Source organism: Arthrobacter sp. RAF14 (assembly GCF_052114185.1).
GTDB lineage: Bacteria > Actinomycetota > Actinomycetes > Actinomycetales > Micrococcaceae > Arthrobacter_E.
Map to the genome: position 1 here is coordinate 172,325 of NZ_JBFREG010000001.1, position 20,731 is coordinate 193,055.

Consider the following 20,731-nt stretch of genomic DNA (forward strand, 5'->3'; position numbering starts at 1 on the left):
CCACTAGAGTTACTAGCACTCAGGATGGGACAACCTCAGTACCGACACGCCGCACTACCTCGCGGCGTGAACCAAGGCTGAATTGCAGGAGGGGGAGGCCGGACGTGGCCCACTTTGCGAACACCGACTTCCTCACGGTGGCTGAAGTTGCAGACCAGATGCGTGTGTCCAAGATGACCGTTTATCGCCTGATTCACTCGGGCGAACTTCCGGCCGTGCGCTTCGGGCGTTCCTTCCGTGTGCCGGAAGTGGCTGTCGAGGAGTACGTCCGCGCAGCGGTCACGGGGAATCGTTCCGAAACCGCGTGAACCTGGGTTCCTCCGGGCCGGTCTCCAGAGACCCGGTCAAGGGCAGGCCGCCGGAAGCGGTACCCTGTTAAGGAACGTTTTACGTCATCGTAAGAAAGTGTGGCTTGCCGGGCCCCGGATCTTCGGGTGCAGGGTGGCCGCGTATTACCGTAAGGAACTTCTGTGGGTTCAGTTATCAAGAAGCGTCGCAAGCGCATGGCCAAGAAGAAGCACCGCAAGCTGCTTCGCAAGACTCGCCACCAGCGCCGCAATAAGAAGTAGAGATACTTCGCACGCGTACAGGCCCGGGACCGTCAGGTTCCGGGCCTGGTGCTTTTAACGCGCGACGACGGCGGTGGTTGCGTTGGGTGGGTGGCCGGCGGGGGTTCCCCCGCGGCTTAGACACCCACCTTCGCTCGTTCCTCGCTGCGGCGTGCGATGCGCCGCTTCCGGGAACCCCCGCTGGCTCTCTGATGTCACCGTTGCGTCGCATCCGTGGGCACCAAGCCGGCCGGTGACGTTCCGGGTGGACGCCTGCTCCGTGAGGGGAGGCCCTAGGCGGGGGTGCCGTTGAGATTGCACTTTCTCGGGGATCGGAGGCGTGGTCCCCGAGAAACTGCAATCTCGACCAGGCGTCCCCGGAGGCTCGTGTCTAAGCCGCGTGAAAACCCGCGAAAGCCGGCACAACAGGAAGAACTACTTCCGCCCGCGGGCGTGGTTGACTCCACGCCAGAGGCCGTACACCGCCCCGCCCACGGTGGCCGCCTTCAGGCCGAGGGTGGCGGCGCGCCGTCCGGAGCGGAAGTCGTAGACCGGCCAGTTCTGGGCTTTGGCGTGACGGCGCAGTCCGGCGTCGGGGTTGATCGCGACGGGGTGGCCCACCATGCTCAGCAGGGGGATGTCGTTGTGGGAGTCGCTGTAGGCCCAGCATTCCGCCAGGTCCAGGCCTTCTGCCTCGGCCAGGGCGCGGGCCGCGTCGGCTTTGGCGGGCCCGTGGAGGATGTCGCCCACCAGTCGCCCGGTGTACACGCCGTCGACCACTTCGACCCGGGTGCCCAGTGCACCGGTGAGGCCGAGACGGGAGGCGATGGGTTCGGCCAGTTCGATCGGGGTGGCCGTGATGAGCCAGACCCGCCGGCCCACGCGCAGGTGCTGCTCGGCGAGGGCCCGGGTGCCGGGCCAGATCCGGCTGGAGATGCTCTCCTCGAACACCTCGTCACCCAGGGTGGCGACGTCCTCGGCGCGGATGCCGGCGGCGATCCGCATGCCCCGGTCCCGGATCTCGTGGACGTCCGAGAGCTTCTCGCCCCGAACCACGAACTTGAGCTGCTGCCATCCGAAGGATGCGGCGTCGCGGAGTGTGAACACCTTCCGTTCGTACATCTTGCGTGCGGCATGGAAGATGCTGGCGCCACGGATCAGGGTGTTGTCCACGTCGAAGAAGGCGGCTTCATGGCGGTGCAGGTCGGCCACGGGAACGCTGGGGGAGGATTCGGTTCGCGTGGAGGCCATGAACAGGAGTCTATCCAACAGCGCTGATGTGCCGTGGGCGGCCCGATGCCGCTACGGTGGAAGGATGCGGGTCCCTGAACTTCTCCTCATCACCAAGAAGGACTGTCATCTGTGCGCCGCGGCCCGTGAGACCGTGTCCGAGGTGGCCGCCCGGCTGGGTGTTCCCTGGCAGGAATCGCTGATCGACGACGACGCCGGGCTGCGTGAGCGGTTCGCCGATGAGGTGCCTGTGGTGATGATCGACGGCGTGCAGCGCGACTTCTGGACGATCGACCCCGCCCGCCTGGAACGGAAACTGCGCGATGCGCAGCAGGGCTGACCGAGGCCGTTGATGACGAAGTGATGAAGAAGAAAGAACTGAGCCCGTTGCCGACCGGGGGGAAGCCTCCCGTGGTGGTGCCGAGGAGCGCGCGGGACGCGGTGGGAGCCTACCCGTCCGCCGAACCGGGGGTGAAGCAGATCCCGCCGGCCGCCGTCGCGCGTCTGACGCTGTATCTCCGTGCCCTCAATTCGCTCACGGGTGACGGCGTGGAACGGGTGTCCTCCGAGGCGCTGGCGGAGGCGTCCGGCGTGAGCTCGGCGACGCTCCGCAAGGACCTGAGCTACATCGGTTCGCACGGCACCCGCGGCGTGGGCTACGAGGTGGACTACCTCAACCGCCAGATCGCCGCGGCGCTGGGACTCACGCTGGACTGGAAAGTGGCGATCGTGGGCGCCGGCAACCTGGGCCGAGCCCTGGCCCGGTATGGCGGCTTCCAGTCGCGCGGCTTCGAGATCGTGGCGATCTTCGACGCCGATCCGCTGATCGTGGGCCAGGAGATCGGTTTCCTGCGGGTCAGCGACGTCCTCGGCCTTGAGACGGGTCTGGCGCAGACCCGCGCCAACATGGTGGTCCTGGCCCTGCCGGCGCATGTGGCCCAGGAGATGTGCGACCGTGTGGTCTCGGCCGGGGTGAAGAGCATTCTGAGTTTCGCGCCCATCACCCTCCAGGTCCCGGACGGTGTGAACCTGCGCAAGGTGGACATGGCCACCGAATTGCAGATCCTCGCCTATCACGCCCAGCGGCTGGTCGACTGACGCTTCGCGTCCCTGACCGGCCGCGCGGTCCTGACCGATCCGCCTGACCGGCCCGCTTGTCTGCTCTGCCCCGGCGGGGACGGCCGTTCCGGTGAAGAGTGTCCGCCGGGCGCGAGAACACTCGGTAAACTTTGGTCTAGACCAAAAATTCCAGGGTTCCGGGCCTCTACTGTTCCCCTCAGAAGCTCTCCTGCGACGAAGGAACATCCCGTGCCCCTGACCTCCTCCGCTCATCACACCGTCCGCGCGCTCCTGGACTCGGCCTCGGCCGTGCTGTTCGACTTCAACGGCACGCTGTCACTCGACGAGGACCTCATGGCGCGGCTCTATGCGGAGGCCGCCCGGGAGGTGTGCGACGTGGAGCTGAGCCTCGAAGAATACCGCGAGCGGTTCGTGGGTCTCAGCGACCCCGACATCTGCGCGGCCCTGGCGGACAGTGAGGAGAGTGCCGACCGCGTGCTGGACCACCTCTGCGCGGGCTATCTCCGGGAGGTCCGCCGCGAACCACGGATTCCCGCCGCGCACGTGGCCCTGGTCCGTGAACTGGTGGCGTCGGGAACCAAAGTGGCCGTGGTGACCGGAACGCTGCGGCGGCTCCTGGAACCCGCGCTGGAGGACAGTGGACTCGCTCCGCTGATCTCGGCCACGGTCTGCTGCGACGACGTCGAACGCGGCAAGCCCGATCCCGAAGGTTTCGTCCGGGGCGCCGAGCTGCTGGGCGCCGCCGCCGGGGACACCGTGGTGTTCGAGGACTCCCTCGCCGGGGTGTCCGCCGCCCGGGCCGCGGGCATGAGTTGCGTTCTGGTCGGCCCGTTGGCCTCGGCCGCCCCGGTGGGCGTGCATCCACTCGGGGAGCTGGCGGCGCTGGCCGTCTGAACGGCTCAGGACTCGCCGGTGGTGACCCGCAGGCGCAGGGCGTCCGACCGGTGAGTGTCCCGCGCGTACTCGACGGGCAGACCGTCCGAACGGTAGGCGGTCCGCTCGATGCGGAGCACCGGGTGCCGCGGCCCGACGCCCAGCAGCTCCCGTTCCTCCGGGGCGGCCACCGACGGGATGAGGTCCTCGACCTTCCGGACCGGTTGCCAGCCCAAGGTCTCAAGGCGCGCGTACACGGAGCCGGTCAGCGACTCGACGGCGAAACCCGGGAGCCTCTCCGCGGGGAACCAGGAGTCCTCGATCACGAGCGGCTCACCGTCGAGGAACCGGAGTCTGCGGAGCCGGTGGGCGGGATCCTCCGGACCGATCCGGAGGGCGTCGGCGACCTCGGTGGGCGCCGTGGAGGTGGCCGCGAGCAGGATCCGGGATTCCACCACGGCGCCCGTCCGGGTGAGCTGCTGGAAAAGCCCCTGGGGAGAGCCGAGTTCCAGGACCGGGGCCTCTCCGGCCACGAAAGTGCCGCCGGCTCGGCCGGGGCGGCGGCGGAGGACCCCCTGGAACTGGAGCGTCTCGAGAGCCTGCCGCAGGGTCATCCGGCTCACGCCCAGCTCGGCGGCGAGTTCGCGTTCGGCGGGCAGCTTCATTCCGGGCGCGTACCGCCCGGACGCGATGGAGTCCCGGAGGGCGCTTTCAATGCGCTGCGAAGGGGAGCTGCCGGTCACGGGCTCAGCCTATCGCCCGGCCGTACCGCGCACCCGGCAGCCATACACCCCGGCGGGCCGACGTCCCCGGCCGCGAACACCGCCGGGGACGAAGCGCCGGTGCCGTTCGCGCCCGCGGTGGGTGCGCCGTCGTCGTTCCGGGAGAGCCGAAGTGGCTTCCGGGGCTCAGTTCGGTGCGCGGAAGCGGGCGAACTTCTGGAAGTCCCGGTGCAGCTTCGTGCGCGCGAAGAAGACGTTGGAGTCGGGCAGCCAGCACAGGACCATGGCGACGATGCCGCAGACGATGCTGAGCAGATCCAGGATCATGGCGGCGCCGAAGCCGGTCACGGAGATCGCAGCCAGGATCGTGCCCAGGATCCGGGCCCACTGACGGCCCTTCCGGACGAAGACCGCCACCAGGATGTAGAGGGTCACGTTGATAACGAATCCGAGGATCATGGTGACGAAGAAGAGCGTCTTGAGCGACTCCCTGCTCTCCTGCGAGAACGTGTAACTGGAGGACTTGGAGGCCTCTGTGAGGGCTGCGTTGAACAGCGTGTCGAAGTCGACGGACAGGAGCGTCTGCAGGGACGCGATCAATCCGAAGGCGCAGGCGGACAGGAGGAGCCAGAAAGCCCAGCCGATGGTCCGGGGTTCCTCGGGCTTCTCAGGAGGCGTTCCCTGGAACCACTGCGCGGGGTTGACGGGCGACTGCCAGGACTGAGCACCAGGCTGGGGCGCGTAGGGACCAGGCTGGGGCGCGTAGGGACCAGGCTGGGGCGCATACGGTCCGGGCTGCTGAGCCTGTCCCTGCCATCCGCCCTGCTGGGCGGCGCGCGCACGGGCCTCGGCCTCCTGCTCCCGCTGATACTGCTCGTAGGGGGAGGGCAGGCCGAGATCCGCGGCGCGGAGCCCGTACTGAGGCGGCGCCGGCCGGGATTCGCCGGGTCCCGCCGCCGGGGTGCTTCCGGTCTGCCCAGGGGCCGTCTGAGCGTCCTGCCCGGAGCCACCTCCCGGCACGACGGGTTCCTGGCCCGGTTCCGGGGTGGGTGTGTGGCTGTTCATGTGGGATTCCCTGACTGGGGCCTGGCCCCGGACGAGCCAGGGTGGGGCGCCTGCGGCGTCCCACCCTGGCTTCTTGGCGGTGTGATGCGTGGGTGGCGCGCTCAGAACTTCGGGCGCTTGGCGAAGTACGGGCTGGTGTCCTTGAGGTAGAGGAGCACGATGGCCGCGACGCCCAGCAGCACCACGATGATGCTCATGGCGTTGCCGCCCACCAGGCTGAGCAGTGACAGCGCGGCGAAGACCGTGCCGAGGATACGTGCCCAGTTGGCGCCCTTGCGGACGAAGAACGCGACCAGCAGATACAGCCCCAGCTGGACGACGCCGACCACGATGGCCGTCACCGTCAGCGTGGACCGGAGGGAGTCGGCGCTGCCGCCGGACTGCTCCATTTGGCGGACCAGGTCGCGGTACTGAGCGGTGTCTCCGATGAGCATGGCGGTGAGGATGGCGCTGACGAGGTTGAGCACGCCGGCCACGATGATGAGCCAGAAGGAGATCTCGACCTTCTTCGGGCGTTCCACGGGGGTCTGGCCGCCCGGCTGGAGGCTCTCGCCGGGCCACTGCGGAGCTCCGGGGTATCCGGGTGCCGCCGGGCCGGGCTGAGCGCCGTAGGCCGGGGGAGCGCCGAATTGAGGTGCGCTCGGCGGAGTCGCGCCGTACTGCGGTGGTCCGGCCTGAGAGGCGCCGGGCTGCGGTGCGCTGGACGTCTGGTCTTGGCCTGGCTGCTGAGGGGTTGCAGGCTCGTTGGGTGTGCTGCTCATGACAGCTCCTTCGTGAACGGCATGTACGGGTCCGCCGCCAGGAACACGGCGTTCCTTCTACCGTATCCCCTGGGCGGAACAGTTTCCCCAGCCCAGGGGATGATTCTTCCAGTCCTCAGACGAAGTGCTTCTGCGACTCGGGCAGCCACATGAGGACGGCCGCGGCGACCGTGACCGCAGAGCCGATGGCTGAGATGCTCAGGCCGGCCAGGCTCACGATCAGTCCGATCACGGCGAGGGCGCCGAGGATGCTGAGGACGATCCGTGCCCAGCGGGAGCCCTCCTTGAGCCGGATGGCGATGAAGATGACGACGGCGGCCCAGATGATGCTCCAGATGATCCCGCCGATGGACGCGCCGATGACCACTCCCGCGTAAGAGCCGAGGGTGGCGGACACGATGAAGACGTTGATGATCGACAGGAGCACGCCGAGCGCGGCCCCCGCCAGCCAGAGCCAGTAGGAGTAGACCAGCTGCTGCGGGACGCCGGACACGTCCTTGAGACGGACGGCGAGGTTCTTCGTGTCGAAACCGAAGCTGTTCCGGGCCGGGGCTGCATAGCCGAGACCCGCGGGAGGTTCATTGCTGGGTGCGGTGCCCGGTGCCCCGGGATATTGGCTGCTCATAATCCACACTTTAGGTTCGTCCGGCCGCTCCCGATAGACCCGGGCGGAACTTTCGCCGGAGCGCAACGCATCCGTTACCCCGAGGTAACGGTGAGTGTGAACTGCGATGACGTCCTGGAACGCACGATGCCCGACGACGCCGGGCGGCGTCGTCGGGCATCTGCGGCCCCGCGTCATCCCTCAGGACGATGCGGCGGCCGTGCGCTGGGCGGGCTTCAGCCGGCGGACGGGGCCAGGAAGGAGAGCTCCAGGTTGATCTTGACCTTGTCGGAGACCAGCACGCCACCGGCTTCCAGGGCGGCGTTCCAGGTCAGGCCGAACTCCTTGCGGGAGATGGTGGTCTCGGCGGAGACACCGGCGCGGGTGTTGCCGAACGGGTCCACGGCCACGCCACCGAACTCGGCGTCGAAGGTGACGGGGACGGTGACGCCCTTGATGGTCAGGTCGCCGTTGAGCTTGTAGTCCTCGCCGTCGCCCTCGATGCCCGTGGACTTGAAGGTCAGGGTGGGGAACTGCTCGACGTCGAAGAAGTCGGCGCCCTTGACGTGGCCGTCGCGGTTGGCGTCGCCGGTGCTGATGCTGTCGGCCTGGATGGTGGCGTCGACGGCCGCGTCATCCTCGGTGACGGTGACGGTGGCGGCGAGCTCGCCGAAGGTGCCGCGCACCTTGCTGATGCCGGCGTGGCGGACGGTCCAGGCGGCTTCGCTGTGCGACGGGTCGAGGGTCCAGGTGCCAGCGGTGAGGTTGGTGGGGATGCTCATGGGGGTTCTCCTTGTCAGATCACTCATGTCGATTGGTTGAAGCCTCAACCAACCTTCTGTCACCCAGTATAAACATGCATATGCATCTTTTGTTCCCGGGTCTGGAAAATTTTTCCTGAACTTCCCGCGTGGCGCCAGTCACATGTCCGGAGTCGCTCGGCGCCGCCCGCCGATTCATGGCGGATTCTCAGCCGCTGCGAGGCCACTCTGGCCCGGGACGCCCTTAAACTCTGAGAAAATGGAGCCATGCCCCATGCAATCGTTCATCTGATGCGCCACGGCGAGGTCCACAACCCGGACGGCGTCCTCTACGGGAGGCTCCCCGGCTTCCACCTCTCTGAACGTGGTTATCGCATGGCGGATCGCCTCGGTGAGTACTTCGGCGCACAGCGCGACGCGGGCTCCTCCATCGTCCACCTGGTGGCATCGCCGCTGCTCAGGGCTCAGGAGACCGCCGCCCCCACCGCCGCGGCCCTGGGGCTGGAGATCGAGACGGACGAACGTGTCATCGAGGCCGAGAATCACTTCGAAGGGCTCCGCGTCAGCCGCAAGGAGCTGCTCAAGCCCAAGCACTGGCCCCGGTTCGTGAATCCCCTGCGCCCGTCCTGGGGCGAGCCCTACGCCGCTCAGGTGAGCCGCGTCATGGCCGCCGTGCACCAGGCCCGGGAGACCGCCGTCGCACGGGCCGGCGCGGGCGCCGAAGCCGTGATCGTCAGCCACCAGCTGCCCATCTGGTCCACGCGCCTGGCCGCGGAAGGCCGCCGCCTGGCCCATGATCCCCGCAAGCGTGAATGCACGCTCACCTCGGTCACGTCCCTCCTGTTCGACGACGCCGGCCGGCTGGTGGGCGTGACGTACCGCGAACCCGCCGCCGACCTCCTGGTGGGCGCCTCGACCACCCCGGGAGCCTGAGCGATGAGCACCGAACGTTTCCCCTTGGACCGCCGTCAGGTCTTCGGCCTCGCGGGCGCCGGCCTGCTGGGCCTCGCCCTGTCCGCGTGCAGCCAGGACGATCCCCTCGCCAAGCAGGCCCGGGCCGGGGACAACAAGAACTACGTGGCCGGGGACGGCTCCGTCACTGAGTTCGCCCCGGATCAGCGCAAGGCGGCCAAGGACTTCCAGGGTGTGCTGTTCGACGGGAAGCGCGTCACCAGCAAGGACCTCGAAGGCAAAGTGGTGGTGATGAACTTCTGGTTCGCCGCCTGTGCGCCCTGCCGCGTCGAAGCGCCGGACCTCAAGGCGATGCACACTGAGTTCGCACCCAAGGGCGTCGAATTCTACGGCGTCAATCTCCGCGACGAGAAGGCCACTGCCGAGGCGTTCGAGAAGAACTTCGGCATCACGTACCCCAGCTTCAATGACAAGGACGGGCAGGTGCTGCTCTCCGTGTCCGGCCTGGTTCCTCCGGGGGCGGTGCCCACCACACTGATCTTCGACCGAAAGGGCCGGGTCAGCGCACGCATCCTCGGTCAGCTCGAGAAGGGCACGCTGAAGACCCTCATCGCGTCCGCGCTGGCGGAGCGGGCCTGATCCATGCCCAACAACCCCTTCGCGGAGACCGTGCTCAACGGGTCGCTGCTTCTGGCGGTCCCGGTGGCCATGCTCGCCGGGCTCGTCTCCTTCCTCTCACCCTGCGTCCTGCCGCTCGTGCCGGGATATCTCGGCTACGTCACGGGCCTGACCGGAGTGGACCTGGAGAAGCAACGGCGCGGCCGGATCTTCGCGGGCGTGGCGTTGTTCGTGCTGGGCTTCTCCGTGGTGTTCGTCCTGCTGGGAGGTGCGTTCGGTCAGCTCGGCGGACTGATTTCCGGCGATCGGTTGCCGACCGTCACCCGCTGGCTCGGGGCGGTCGTGGTGATCATGGGCATCATCTTCCTGGGCGGCTTCGATTTCTTCCAGCGCAACGCCAAGCTCAAGGCCAAGCCTCCCGCGGGTCTCTGGGGCGCGCCCCTGCTGGGCATGACGTTCGGCCTCGGCTGGGCGCCGTGCATCGGCCCGACCTATTCGGCGGTGCAGCTGCTCAGTCTTTCGGGCGGTTCGACGGCGGCCAAGGGCGCCCTGCTGGCCTTCGCCTACAGCCTCGGGCTGGGGATCCCGTTCCTGCTGATCGCCCTGGCGGTCCGGCGCGGCATGGGCGTCATGAAGTTCTTCCGCCAGCACAAGCTCGCCATCCAGCGCCTCGGTGGGCTCATGCTGATCGCCCTGGGCCTGCTGATGATCAGCGGCCTGTGGGGGGAATGGACGGTTCAGCTCCAGACCTGGTTCCAGAACGAGGTGAAGCTGCCCATCTAGGGCCGGCGCGGTAATGGGACCAGAGGACATGAAGCGCGGACAGGGAAAAGCGCAGACAGGGAAGAAGCACGGATGAGTGAGACGGTGAAGAAGCCCGACGACACGAAGGCGCAGGACACGAAAGCGCAGGGCACCAAGGCGCAGGGCAAGAAGTCCGGCAAGCAGGACGTCGCCGTCCCCGTCTTGGGACCGATCGGGATGCTCCGCTGGGCCTGGACCCAGCTCACCAGCATGCGCACGGCCCTTCTGCTGCTCCTCCTGCTGGCCGTCGCGGCCGTCCCCGGCTCGCTCTTCCCGCAGCGCCCGGCGAACCCCGCCGTGGTCACGCAGTACATCAAGAACAACCCGGTCACGGGGCCGTGGCTGGACCGGTTCCAGCTCTTCGACGTCTACGCGTCCTACTGGTTCTCCGCCATCTACCTGCTGCTCTTCATCTCCCTGATCGGCTGCATCATCCCGCGCGTGCGGGCGCATTACAAGGCGCTGCGCACCGCCCCGCCGAGGACCCCCCGCCGCATCTCGCGGCTGCCTCAGTACGGCACTCTGGTGATCCCTGCCGGGCAGGGGGTGTCGGCGTCGTCGGCGCTGGAGGATGCCGCGGCGGTGCTGCGCAAGCGCCGCTACCGCGTGGAGACCCGCGACGCCGACGGCGAGCGTCCCCACCTCGGCGCCGAGACCGGCTACCTGCGCGAGGTCGGCAACCTCGTGTTCCACAGTTCCCTCGTGGGCGTGCTCGTCTCCGTGGCTCTCGGTGGTCTCTTCGGGTACAGCGGCCAGCGCACGATCGTGGAGGGTGAGACCTTCGTCAACACCCTGGTCGGCTATGACCAGTTCACGCCGGGCACGAACTTCCAGTCGGCCTGGCTGAGCCCGTACTCGATGCGGCTGGACAAGTTCGATGTCCGGTACGACCGCGAGTCCGTCAAGCAGTTCGGCCAGCCGATCGACTTCACCGCCCATGTCACCACGCAGGACGGTCCGGACGCGGCTCCGCAGCAGCAGACCCTGAAGGTCAACTCCCCGCTGGAGATCGGCGGGACCGGTGTCTACCTGGTGGGCAACGGCTACGCACCGGTCATCACCGTGCGGGACGGCAAGGGGAACGTGGCCCTGCAGGGTCCGGTGCCCTCCATCCCGACGGACGGCGTGTACACCTCCACGATGGTGATCAAGGTGCCGGACGCCAAGCCGGACCAGCTCGGTTTCGTGGGCTTCTTCCTGCCGTCCGCCCAGCTCAACGACCAGGGCGTGGCGTTCAGCGCCGATCCGGATCCGCTCAGGCCGCAGCTGAATCTCAACTCGTACTACGGCGATCTGGGCCTGGACTCCGGCGCCCCACAGAACGTCTTCAGCCTGGACGTGAAGAACCTCAAGCAGCTCAACGGCCGTGATCTGCCGGCCAAGGGTATCGTCCTGGACGCCGGGCAGACCTACAAACTGCCGGACGGCAAGGGGTCCATCACGTTCGACGGGCTCAAGCGCTTCATCGCCGTCGACGTCCGCCACAACCCGGGCCAGGTCCCTGCGCTCGTGTTCGCGCTGGTGGCCGTGGGCGGTCTGGTGATCTCCCTCTACGTCGGGCGCCGCCGGGCCTGGGTCCGGACCGGAACCGCCGACGACGGCCGGGTCATGGTCGAGTACGGCCTCCTGGCCCGCGGTGAGGACCACGGCCTGGCCAAGGAGACCGCGAAGATCCGGCAGGCGCTTCAGGACGGCTGGGGATTGAACGCCGGACCCGGAGACCCGCCTGGCGGCTCCGGAAGCACGGCGGATAATGGAAAGAACGCGGCCGGGCCCGACACCGGGGCGGCGCGCAATGGAAAGGAAAGCTCATGACACCGCTGAACCCGCTGCTGGGGCAGTACAGCGAGCTCTTCATGCTGCTCGCCGCCGGAACCTACACGGTGGCGTTCATCGCCTTCGCCTGGGATCTGGCCAAGAGCAGCGCCACCCTGAAGGCGATCGATGAGCGTGCCGCGCAGCAGCAGGCCCGTCAGCTGGTCGGCGCGGGCGCCCCCATCACGTCGCAGGAGGCGTCCGGCGGTGGCGCCATCACGGCGGATCCCTCCATGCGCTACGCCGCGGAACGGCGCGTCCCCGCCCGCGTGGCCGTCGCCCTCACCGTCCTCGCGGCACTGATCCACGGCGCAGGCGTGATCACCCGTGGCATCGCCGCCGGCCGAGTGCCGTGGGGCAACATGTACGAGTTCCTCACCACCGGCGCCTGGCTCGTGGCCGTGGTCTTCCTGCTCGTGCTGCTGCGGCGTGACCTGCGCTTCGTGGGCACCTTCGTGACGGCCCTCGTCATCATCATGCTCGTGGCGGCGTCGGTCGCGTTCTGGACGCCCGTGGGCCACCTGGTCCCGGCTCTGCAGAGCTACTGGCTGATCATCCACGTCTCCATCGCGGTGCTGTCCTCGGCGCTCTTCACCCTGACGTTCTCCATGTCCGTGCTGCAGCTCATCCAGTCCCGCCGCGAAGGCCAGCTGGCCCTGGGCCGTGAGGACAAGCTCGGCTTCATGCGCCTGGTCCCCAACGCCCTGAGCCTGGAGAACTTCAGCTACCGCATCAACACCATCGCTTTCGTGGGCTGGACCTTCACCCTCATGTTCGGCGCCATCTGGGCCGAGAAGGCCTGGGGCCGCTTCTGGGGCTGGGACACCAAGGAAGTCTGGACCTTCGTGATCTGGGTGGTCTACGCGGGCTACCTGCACGCCCGTGCCACCCGTGGCTGGACCGGCACCCGTGCCGCTTGGCTGTCGATCGTCGGCTACCTGTGCGTGGTCTTCAACTTCACGATCGTGAACCAGTACTTCAACGGCCTGCACTCCTACTCGGGGCTGTGATGCCATAGCCCGGGCGGTAGCGCTCCGGAAAGCCGTCAGGCCCGGTCCCAGGAATCCTGGGACCGGGCCTGAGGTGTTTCCCGTGCCGGGCGCGGAGCCGACCGTGAGGCGGGATGCGGAGGTGGGTCAGGCGTCCTGGCCGGGAGCGCCGTCGTCGCCCTTGTGAAGCCGGCGTTCCTGCTCTTCCAGCTTCTTGCGCATCTCCTCGAGCTTGCGGGCCTCCTCCTGGTTGCGGCGGCGCTCTTCGAGGTTGCGCAGGAACTGCGGGTCGTCGTCGGGGCCCAGCGGGCGTCCGCCCGTGACGCCGCCTCCGGCGTCTCGTCCGTTCGAGGCCGGGCCGCCGGTGGCCGGACGCGTCGCGGCGGTGCGGGGACGGCCGAGCACGAACCACAGGATGGCGCCCAGGAGCGGCAGCAGAAGCAGCGCGACGACCCACACGCCCTTCGGCACCCCGCGCACCTCACGGGAGTCCGTGCGGAGGCAGTCGATGAGGGCGTAGATGCAGACAGCGACGATGACGACTGAAATGATGACCCGGGGCATCCTGCCAGTGTACTGAGCCGCCCTGGAAACCACCTGGGGCGCGTGCGCCTGTGCCTGCCGCTGTGCCTTGCCGCTGAGCCTTGCCGGTGAGACAGTGAGTTTCCGCTGAAACAGTGAGCTGAACACACTGTTTCAGCGGAAACTCACTGTCTCGGCGGGGAGTGGGGGCGGTGGGTCGGGGTGTTGGGCCGGGGTGGTGCGGGTGCGGGCCCCGGGGGATCGCCCAGGAACGGCCGGTAGAATGGTGGGGTGGCGAATCTGAAGTACCTTCTCATCCGGCTGGCCCTCTTCGCGGTGGCTCTGGTCATCTGCCTCTTCCTGGGCACCGGCCTGATCCTTGGCGCGATCTTCGCCGCCGTGATCGCGTTCGCGGTCAGCTACCTCTTCTTCAGCCGCCAGCGCGACGACGCCGCGGTCCAGCTGGCCAGCACCATCGGCTCCCGCTCGCGGGACGGCCGCGCGGAGAAGGACGCCGCTGCGGAGGACGCCGAGGTGGGCCGGGCCGAGCAGAGCCTGCCGGAACCGGTGGAACCCCGCCGGAACGACGCCCCCACGGACTCCAGGAACGCTTAGAACCCCCCCCTCAGCTCAGACACACGGATGCCCCGGTCCACGATGGTCCGGGGCATCCGTCGTCGTGGGTGCGTTGCTGAGTTCGTGGTGCTGAGGACCCGGACGCCGAGTTCGCGGCCCCGCGTTTCCTGCGCCGAGTTCGTGGTTTCCGAGTGAGTTCGCGGGCAAAAGCCACGAAATCACCCGGAAACCACGAACTCGGCAGGCAGGCAGGCAGGGCGGGAATGCCAGGGCCGGCCGGGACGGCCCGGGCCCTACACCCCGTGCTGGAGGATGAGCGCCACCGCGAACAGGGCGGCGTAGCCGAGGTTGAGCATGCCCGTCTGCTGCAGCACCGGGATCAGGGCCTTGCCCGTCCGGCCGGAGAGCATGAGCCAGCAGGGGAGCAGGGCCGCCGGGATCAGCAGGAGCACCAGGAGGATCCAGAGGTTCTCCGGAGCCAGGATGAGCGAGGACAGGATGGCGACCGCGAGCATCAGCACATAGGTGCGGCGAGCCAGGCGGTCGCCCAGACGGACGGCCAGGGTGTACTTCTTGGAGGCCTTGTCCGTGGGGATGTCCCGCACATTGTTCGCCATGAGCACCGCGCAGGCGATGAGGCCCGTTCCGACGGCCCCCACGATCGCGCTGAGGCTGATGTGCCCCGCCTGGGTGTAGGTGGTGCCGAGCGTCGCCACGAGACCGAAGAACACGAACACGAACAGCTCGCCGAGGCCCTGATAGCCGTACGGGTTCTTGCCGCCCGTGTAGCCCCAGGCCGCGATGACGGCTCCCAGACCCACCAGGATCATCCACCAGGTCTGCGTGAGCAGGACCAGGACGAGGCCGGTCACCATGGAGAGCCCGTAACAGCTCAGGGCCGCGATGAGCACGGCGCGCGGCTTGGCGGCCCCGGAGCCGACCAGGCGGAACGGGCCGACGCGGTTCTCATCCGTGCCGCGGATGCCGTCCGAGTAGTCGTTGGAGTAGTTGACGCCGACCTGGAGCAGCAGCGCGATGAGCGCCGCCAGGATCGCGTTGACGAGATTGAAGGCGTGCAGCTGGTACGCCGCCGCGCTGCCGATCACCACGGGGGCGATCGCCGCGGGAAGGGTGCGGGGACGGGCCCCTTGGATCCACTGGGCGGCTGTAGCCACGGTTACCTCTCGCTCGGCATCGGGTGCTGTTTCAGAACCTGCTGTTTCAAAACCTGTGGCGCGGATGCGCCGTAGCTATTTTCCCCCATGTTCGGAGGCGAGCCGGGCAAGGATCGCCTGACGGTCGACTTTGCCGTTCTCCAGGAGGGGGAGCGCGTCCCAGAGGGACACCAGGCGAGGGCGCAGGGCGCCGAAGTCCGCGCGCAGCGCCTCGGCCAGTGCTGCCGGGTCGACGGCGGCTCCGGGGCGCAGCACGACGGCGGCGGCCACCGCCTGCCCCCACTCGGCGGAGGGGACGCCGCCGACGAAGGCCTGCGCGACGCCGTCGAGCGCTTCCAGCGCCCGCTGCACGTCCAGCGCGGCGACCTTGCTGCCGCCCGAGTTGATCACATCGTCCACGCGGCCCGTCACGCGGAGGACGCCGTCGCTGTCCAGCTCGCCCAGATCGCTCGTGCGGAAGTACCGCTCGCCGTCGAGTTCCACGAAGGCGTCCTCGGTGGCCTGGGGATCGTCCAGGTAGCCGTCCGCGAGGGTCGGCCCGCCCAGGTGCACGCGGCCGTCCACGAGGCGCACGTCGACGTCCTCCAGGGCCCGCCCGTTGTAGACACAGCCGCCGGACGTCTCCGCGGAGCCGTACGTGGTGACGACGTTCAGGCCCAGGTCGCGGGCGTGCGTCAGCAGGGCGGGCGAGACGGCCGCGCCGCCCAGCAGGATCGCCGTGAAGCGGCGCAGCACCCGCAGCGTGTCCTCGGCCGGATCATCCAGCAGCCGCGCGAGCTGCGTGGGGACCAGAGACGTGAAGCGCACCGGATCGGTCAGCTCGTCCGCGGCGGCGACGAAGGCCTCCGGGGTGAAACCGCCCGAGAGGTCCATGGCCCACGGTCGCGTTCCGGCGAAGAGGGACCTGACCAGGACCTGGACCCCCGCCACGTAGTGCAGCGGCAGCGCGAGGAGCCATTGCCCCTCACCCCGCAGGGCCACGGCCGTGGCCATGGAGCTGGCCGCCAGGGCCTCCGAGGAGAGCACCACCGCCTTGGGCCGGCCGGTGGAACCGGACGTGCGGACGACGACGGCGGCGTCCGGGTGCCTGGGCAGCTCCACCGTGGTGATGTGCTCGCCGAAGTCGACGGCGGGCCCTTCCCCGTGCAGGGCGGCGGCCAGGTCGTGAAGGACGGGGTCGAGATTCTGCATGGGGTCCTAGAAGTAGTACGGGAAGTCGGACCAGTCGGGATCGCGCTTCTCGAGGAACGCCTGCTTGCCCTCCACGGCCTCGTCCGTCATGTAGGCCAGGCGGGTCGCCTCACCGGCGAAGACCTGCTGGCCGGCCAGGCCGTCGTCCGCCAGGTTGAAGGCGAACTTGAGCATGCGGATCGCCTGCGGGGACTGGCGGGCGATGTCGCGCGCGTAGCCGAGGGCCACGGTCTCCAGTTCGGCGTGCGGCACGGCCTCGTTGACCGCGCCCATCCGGACCATGTCCTCGGCGGAGTACTCCCGCGCCAGGAAGAAGATCTCCCGGGCGTTCTTCTGACCCACCTGGCGGGCCAGCAGTGCGGAGCCGTAGCCCGCGTCGAAGCTGCCCACGGTGGCGTCCGTCTGCTTGAACTTGCCGTATTCGCGGGAGGCGATGGTGAGATCGGAGACCACGTGCAGCGAGTGCCCGCCGCCGGCGGCCCAGCCGTTCACGACGGCGATCACCACCTTGGGCATGGTGCGCATGAGCCGCTGGACCTCCAGGATGTGGAGCCGGCCGGCGCGGGCGGGGTCCACGGTCTCGCTCGTCTCGCCCTCCGCGTACTTGTAACCGTCGCGGCCGCGGATGCGCTGATCGCCGCCCGAGCAGAACGCGTGGCCGCCGTCCTTGGGGGAGGGGCCGTTGCCGGTGAGAAGGACCGTGGCGACGTCCGGGGTCATGCGGGCGTGGTCCATGGCGCGGTACAGCTCGTCCACGGTGTGGGGGCGGAAGGCGTTGCGGACCTCGGGCCGGTCGAAGGCGATCCGGACGCAGGGCAGGTCCCGCAGGATGGTGCCGTCCTCGGCCCGCTCCACCTGGCGGTGATACGTCAGATCCGTGAAATCGAAGCCGTCCACCACGCGCCACTGGCGGGGGTCGAAGGTGTCGGAGACGGACGCTGGAAGGGCATTGACGGTCATGGGTGCATACTATGCCCGGCAAACCCTCCTCAAATAAACGATAGAATACTCTCAGTGACGTTGACGTCTATGTCCACATGACCACGAGTCGGCGCACTGGGGGCGGTGCGCGACCTTGAGCCACCGAGGTTCCTCTTTCGATGAAATCCAGTCTGCGCCGTATCGGCGCGCCCACCTTCTCCCTGGCGGCCGGGGTCGCCGCCCTGCTCGCCGCAGGAGCCCTGGCCGTCCAGAGCGCGCCGGCCGCCGTGGCCGCCGCTGTGAACTGCGTCCAGACGCTGCCGGGCATCGACGCCAACCCCGAGCCCGAGGGCTATGACAACCGGCCGAACCTCTTCGTCAAGGGCGGCTTCACGGTGGTTCAGAACGCGGCGGAGATGGAAGGCAAGGCCGTGGTGCTCGGCGACGCGTCCGTGACCAAGGCCGGCGGGATCTACAACGTCGGCACCGCGGGCGTCGGCTCCGGCCTGTGGCCGCAGCCCGGCACGGACCACCTGGTGGTCGGCGGCTCGCTGAGCGCGAACTCCGGTGTGACCGTCGACGTCGGGGCCAACAACACTCCAGGTGGCGGCGCGGTTTCGGCCGGCGGCGCCGTGGACGTGGCCAAGCTGAGCACCAACGGCGGCAAGGTCACCACCAACGATTCCACCGCGGCGGACGCCTTCCGCGACCTTCCGTCCCGCATCCAGACGACGTCCGCCTCCTACGCGGCGCTGCCCGCCACCGGCACGGTGTCCGTGACCGGCTGGGGCATCGATCTGGTGGGCGACGGCGCCTCCACGACGCAGGTGTTCACCCTGGACGGCAAGGCTCTGGGCGCCGCGGTGCGGTCCCTGGAGGTCAAGAACGTGCCGGCCGGAGCCCGCATGATCATCAACGTCACCGGCGGCCCGCAGGTGACCCTGGGCCTGAACGCCCTGCTGCTCAACGGCGTCCCCGTGCCGATCAGCGACTCCACCTTCGGCGAGCTGGCAGGCCACATGCTGTGGAACTACACCGAGGCCCAGGATGTCCATGTGACGGGCTCGGCCCAGGTCCCGGGCTCCATGCTGGTTCCGAGCGAGGCCGGCACCACGACCATCGACGTGCCCGGCTACAACGGCCGCGTCTACGTCAACGGCGACTTCGTGCACGGCGGCAACGGCTCCGAGGTGCACGCCTACCCGTTCCCGGATGAGCTGACCAGCTGCACCGTGGACCCGACGCCGCAGCCCACGACGTCTTCTCCGGTGCCGACGGAGACGGCTACGTCGCCGGTGCCGACGGAGACGGCTACGTCGCCGGTGCCCACGGAGACCGCTACCTCGCCGGTTCCGACGGAGACGGCCACGTCGCCGGTGCCGACCGAGACCGCCACGTCACCGGTTCCGACGGAGACGGCCACGTCGCCGGGCCCCACTGACCCGGCCACGTCCGCCCCGGCGACCAGCACGGCCCCGGTGACCACGCCGTCGTCGTCGGCCACCAGCGCGCCGGTGAACGGGTCCGCGACGCCGACCGCCACCGGAAGCGGCGACCTCGCCGTCACGGGCGCCTCCTCGGCGCTGCTGCCCACCGCGCTCGCCGCGTTCGGATTCCTGGTGATCGGCGCCGTGACGCTGCTGACCGTCCGGAGCCGCGGACGGCACTGATTCCCGGCCCCGTGACCACGGGGCACCAGCCTGAAATCCCCCGTTCGGCCTTCCGCCGGGCGGGGGATTTCCGCGTGTGTGGGGCGCGAGTCCGACATCTGACTCTGAAACATTCGTCAAATGTTGGAAAGTGCGGGAATCGGCCTGTCCAGGTGTCGATACCCGGCGAATATCCTCCCACGTGCAGGCCGCAGCATCATTGTGATGTGCGCCTCAAGCGCGTGTTAGTCAAATCACGTTCGGCAAAGGGTCCGTACACTTGTCTACCGTGTCAGATACAACGCAGCAGGAGCGCACCGAGGGCCAGGCCACGAGCCAGGGTTCCAGCGCCACAGACAGCACCACTCTCAGCGCCGAGGGTTACAGCAAGTCGCTGAGCCGCCGTCACGTGACCATGATCGCCATGGGCGGCGCCATCGGCGTCGGGCTCTTCATGGGAGCCGGCGGTCGCCTCGCCTCCACCGGCCCGGCTCTGATCTTCTCCTACGCCATCGCCGGCGTGATCGCCTACTTCCTCATGCGGGCCCTGGGCGAGCTCATCATGTACCGCCAGACCTCGGGATCCTTCGTGTCCTACGCCGGTGAGCTCTTCGGTTCCAAGGGCGCCTTCCTCTCCGGTTGGATGTACTTCCTGAACTGGGGCATGACCGGCATCGCGGAACTCATCGCGATCGGCCTCTACTTCCAGTACTTCTTCCCGAACGTCCCCGTGGAGATCTCAGCCATCGCCGCGCTGGTGCTGCTGGTGGCCGTGAACCTCCTCTCGGTCAAGGCCTTCGGTGAGTTCGAGTTCTGGGCCTCCGTGCTCAAGGTCGGCGCCATCCTGATCTTCCTCGTGGTCGGCACCGTCCTGGTCGTCATGAACGCCCAGGTCGGCCCCTCCCACGCCAGCCCGGCCAACCTCTTCGCCGGCGACGGCGGCATGTTCCCGCACGGCGTCCTGGTCATGGTCCTCGTCCTCAACGCGGTCATCTTCGCCTACAACGCGATCGAACTGGTGGGCATCACCGCCGGTGAGATGGAGAACCCGGCCCGCGAGGTGCCCAAGGCGATCCGCGCCGTCGTGATCCGCATCGTGGTCTTCTACGTCGGCTCCGTGACCCTGCTGGCCATGCTCCTCCCGAGCGACCAGTACAAGGCCGGCACCAGCCCCTTCGTCACCGTGTTCGGCCAGATGGGCCTGCCGTGGATGGGCGATGTCATGAACTTCATCGTCATCACCGCGGCTCTGTCCTCCTGCAACTCCGGCCTGTACTCGATCGGCCGCATCTTCCGCACCATGGCCAACAACGGCCACGCGCCGAAGTGGCTGACCAAGATGTCCTCACGCCACATCCCGTTCGCGGCCATCCTGGCGATCGGCGCCTTCTACCTGGTGGGGATCATCCTGAACGTCTGGCTGGGCGGCTCCCACGCCTTCGACCTGGCGCTGAACACCGCGTCGATCGGCGTGATCTTCACGTGGGGTTCGATCTTCGCCTGCCAGATCATGCTCCGCCGCAAGAAGGGCGAGGTCTCCAGCCTCCCCATGCCGGGTTCGCCCTGGACCAGCTGGATCGGCCTGGTGGCCCTGCTGATCATCACCGTGCTGATCGGCTTCGACACCACCAAGAGTTCGGACGGCAGCGTCTTCTACCTGGGCGCCTGGACGCTGGCCACCGTGCCGCTGTTCGCCCTGCTGCTGTGGCTCGGCTGGCTCAAGGTCCGCAACAACAAGCCGAAGAACGAACTCTTCAGCTGACGCTTTCCACGGCGGTCCTGCATCACGACGACGGCGGTGCCTCCCCACGCGGGGAGGCGCCGCCGTCGTCGTGTCAGAGGGCGCTCGCGGCCCGGAGTGCGGGCCCAGATGAACGCTTGGTGAACCACTTGGAATCCGGGCCGTCCGGGCCGC

Annotated in this window: 23 protein-coding genes; 13 read left to right on the forward strand and 10 right to left on the reverse strand. The window is 68.5% G+C overall.

The window, feature by feature from the left end:
- The first annotated feature begins 104 nt into the window (after positions 1-104).
- On the forward strand, positions 105-308 hold the full coding sequence (locus AB4Y75_RS00845; protein WP_441434029.1) for a helix-turn-helix domain-containing protein: 204 nt from the start codon (positions 105-107) through the stop codon (positions 306-308).
- Positions 309-470: 162 nt separating this feature from the next.
- Complete coding sequence (locus AB4Y75_RS00850) at positions 471-569, forward strand: 30S ribosomal protein bS22 (RefSeq protein WP_003792170.1); 99 nt, start codon at positions 471-473, stop codon at positions 567-569.
- Positions 570-983: 414 nt separating this feature from the next.
- Here the strand turns inward: AB4Y75_RS00850 and AB4Y75_RS00855 are convergent, their stop codons facing one another.
- The gene (locus AB4Y75_RS00855) at positions 984-1,799 is read right to left on the reverse strand and encodes an HAD family hydrolase (RefSeq protein ID WP_441434030.1); all 816 of its coding nucleotides are present in this window, start codon (positions 1,797-1,799) and stop codon (positions 984-986) included.
- 64 nt (positions 1,800-1,863) lie between these two features.
- Between AB4Y75_RS00855 and AB4Y75_RS00860 the strand changes: the two genes are divergently transcribed.
- From AB4Y75_RS00860 to AB4Y75_RS00870, 3 genes are all read left to right on the forward strand, one after another.
- A complete protein-coding gene (locus AB4Y75_RS00860; protein WP_441434031.1) occupies positions 1,864-2,118 on the forward strand; it encodes a glutaredoxin family protein in 255 nt (84 codons plus the stop codon).
- A 23-nt stretch (positions 2,119-2,141) separates the two neighbouring features.
- Entirely contained in the window at positions 2,142-2,876 is a 735-nt protein-coding gene (locus AB4Y75_RS00865; RefSeq protein WP_441434032.1) for a redox-sensing transcriptional repressor Rex, read from the forward strand.
- A gap of 210 nt (positions 2,877-3,086) precedes the next feature.
- Positions 3,087-3,752, forward strand: a complete 666-nt coding sequence (locus AB4Y75_RS00870; protein ID WP_441434033.1) for an HAD family hydrolase — start codon at positions 3,087-3,089, stop codon at positions 3,750-3,752.
- 5 nt (positions 3,753-3,757) lie between these two features.
- Here the strand turns inward: AB4Y75_RS00870 and AB4Y75_RS00875 are convergent, their stop codons facing one another.
- The 5 genes from AB4Y75_RS00875 to AB4Y75_RS00895 form a co-directional block, all read right to left on the reverse strand.
- Complete coding sequence (locus tag AB4Y75_RS00875) at positions 3,758-4,474, reverse strand: GntR family transcriptional regulator (protein ID WP_441434034.1); 717 nt, start codon at positions 4,472-4,474, stop codon at positions 3,758-3,760.
- Between the two features lie 165 nt (positions 4,475-4,639).
- Positions 4,640-5,518: a hypothetical protein gene (locus AB4Y75_RS00880; RefSeq protein WP_441434035.1), complete on the reverse strand. Its 879-nt coding sequence runs from the start codon at positions 5,516-5,518 to the stop codon at positions 4,640-4,642.
- Between the two features lie 101 nt (positions 5,519-5,619).
- Positions 5,620-6,279, reverse strand: coding sequence for a hypothetical protein (locus AB4Y75_RS00885; RefSeq protein ID WP_441434036.1), 660 nt, complete (start codon positions 6,277-6,279; stop codon positions 5,620-5,622).
- 115 nt (positions 6,280-6,394) lie between these two features.
- Positions 6,395-6,904: a hypothetical protein gene (locus AB4Y75_RS00890; protein ID WP_441434037.1), complete on the reverse strand. Its 510-nt coding sequence runs from the start codon at positions 6,902-6,904 to the stop codon at positions 6,395-6,397.
- A gap of 215 nt (positions 6,905-7,119) precedes the next feature.
- Positions 7,120-7,665 carry a YceI family protein gene (locus tag AB4Y75_RS00895; protein ID WP_441434038.1) on the reverse strand — a complete coding sequence of 182 codons (546 nt, stop codon included), beginning with the start codon at positions 7,663-7,665 and terminating at the stop codon, positions 7,120-7,122.
- 246 nt (positions 7,666-7,911) lie between these two features.
- Between AB4Y75_RS00895 and AB4Y75_RS00900 the strand changes: the two genes are divergently transcribed.
- The 5 genes from AB4Y75_RS00900 (at position 7,912) to ccsB (ending at position 12,803) form a co-directional block, all read left to right on the forward strand.
- On the forward strand, positions 7,912-8,577 hold the full coding sequence (locus AB4Y75_RS00900) for a histidine phosphatase family protein (protein ID WP_441434039.1): 666 nt from the start codon (positions 7,912-7,914) through the stop codon (positions 8,575-8,577).
- A 3-nt stretch (positions 8,578-8,580) separates the two neighbouring features.
- Positions 8,581-9,195, forward strand: coding sequence for a TlpA family protein disulfide reductase (locus AB4Y75_RS00905; RefSeq protein WP_066215854.1), 615 nt, complete (start codon positions 8,581-8,583; stop codon positions 9,193-9,195).
- Positions 9,196-9,198: 3 nt separating this feature from the next.
- Complete coding sequence (locus tag AB4Y75_RS00910) at positions 9,199-9,957, forward strand: cytochrome c biogenesis CcdA family protein (protein ID WP_441434040.1); 759 nt, start codon at positions 9,199-9,201, stop codon at positions 9,955-9,957.
- Positions 9,958-10,029: 72 nt separating this feature from the next.
- Positions 10,030-11,793 (forward strand): cytochrome c biogenesis protein ResB, encoded by a 1,764-nt coding sequence (resB, locus tag AB4Y75_RS00915; RefSeq protein ID WP_441434041.1) that lies wholly within the window; start codon positions 10,030-10,032, stop codon positions 11,791-11,793.
- On the forward strand, positions 11,790-12,803 hold the full coding sequence (ccsB, locus tag AB4Y75_RS00920; protein ID WP_441434042.1) for a c-type cytochrome biogenesis protein CcsB: 1,014 nt from the start codon (positions 11,790-11,792) through the stop codon (positions 12,801-12,803). Before resB ends, ccsB begins: the two co-directional genes overlap by 4 nt.
- Positions 12,804-12,929: 126 nt before the next feature.
- On the opposite strand, the gene AB4Y75_RS00925 is transcribed toward ccsB, so the two are convergent.
- Positions 12,930-13,346 (reverse strand): PLDc N-terminal domain-containing protein, encoded by a 417-nt coding sequence (locus AB4Y75_RS00925; RefSeq protein ID WP_441434043.1) that lies wholly within the window; start codon positions 13,344-13,346, stop codon positions 12,930-12,932.
- Positions 13,347-13,595: 249 nt separating this feature from the next.
- On the opposite strand from AB4Y75_RS00925, the gene AB4Y75_RS00930 reads away from it, so the two are divergent.
- Positions 13,596-13,919 carry a DUF4229 domain-containing protein gene (locus AB4Y75_RS00930; RefSeq protein WP_441434044.1) on the forward strand — a complete coding sequence of 108 codons (324 nt, stop codon included), beginning with the start codon at positions 13,596-13,598 and terminating at the stop codon, positions 13,917-13,919.
- A gap of 254 nt (positions 13,920-14,173) precedes the next feature.
- Here the strand turns inward: AB4Y75_RS00930 and AB4Y75_RS00935 are convergent, their stop codons facing one another.
- From AB4Y75_RS00935 to AB4Y75_RS00945, 3 genes are all read right to left on the reverse strand, one after another.
- Positions 14,174-15,055, reverse strand: coding sequence for a 1,4-dihydroxy-2-naphthoate polyprenyltransferase (locus AB4Y75_RS00935; protein ID WP_066215847.1), 882 nt, complete (start codon positions 15,053-15,055; stop codon positions 14,174-14,176).
- Positions 15,056-15,130: 75 nt separating this feature from the next.
- Positions 15,131-16,246, reverse strand: a complete 1,116-nt coding sequence (locus tag AB4Y75_RS00940) for an AMP-binding protein (RefSeq protein WP_441434045.1) — start codon at positions 16,244-16,246, stop codon at positions 15,131-15,133.
- A gap of 6 nt (positions 16,247-16,252) precedes the next feature.
- Positions 16,253-17,206 carry a 1,4-dihydroxy-2-naphthoyl-CoA synthase gene (locus AB4Y75_RS00945; RefSeq protein ID WP_441434046.1) on the reverse strand — a complete coding sequence of 318 codons (954 nt, stop codon included), beginning with the start codon at positions 17,204-17,206 and terminating at the stop codon, positions 16,253-16,255.
- 140 nt (positions 17,207-17,346) lie between these two features.
- Here AB4Y75_RS00945 and AB4Y75_RS00950 point away from each other — a divergent pair, with 140 nt between their 5' ends.
- Both AB4Y75_RS00950 and AB4Y75_RS00955 read left to right on the forward strand, forming a co-directional pair.
- Positions 17,347-18,837: a choice-of-anchor A family protein gene (locus AB4Y75_RS00950; protein WP_441434047.1), complete on the forward strand. Its 1,491-nt coding sequence runs from the start codon at positions 17,347-17,349 to the stop codon at positions 18,835-18,837.
- Positions 18,838-19,105: 268 nt separating this feature from the next.
- Positions 19,106-20,578: an amino acid permease gene (locus AB4Y75_RS00955; RefSeq protein ID WP_441434048.1), complete on the forward strand. Its 1,473-nt coding sequence runs from the start codon at positions 19,106-19,108 to the stop codon at positions 20,576-20,578.
- The last annotated feature ends 153 nt before the right edge of the window (positions 20,579-20,731 follow it).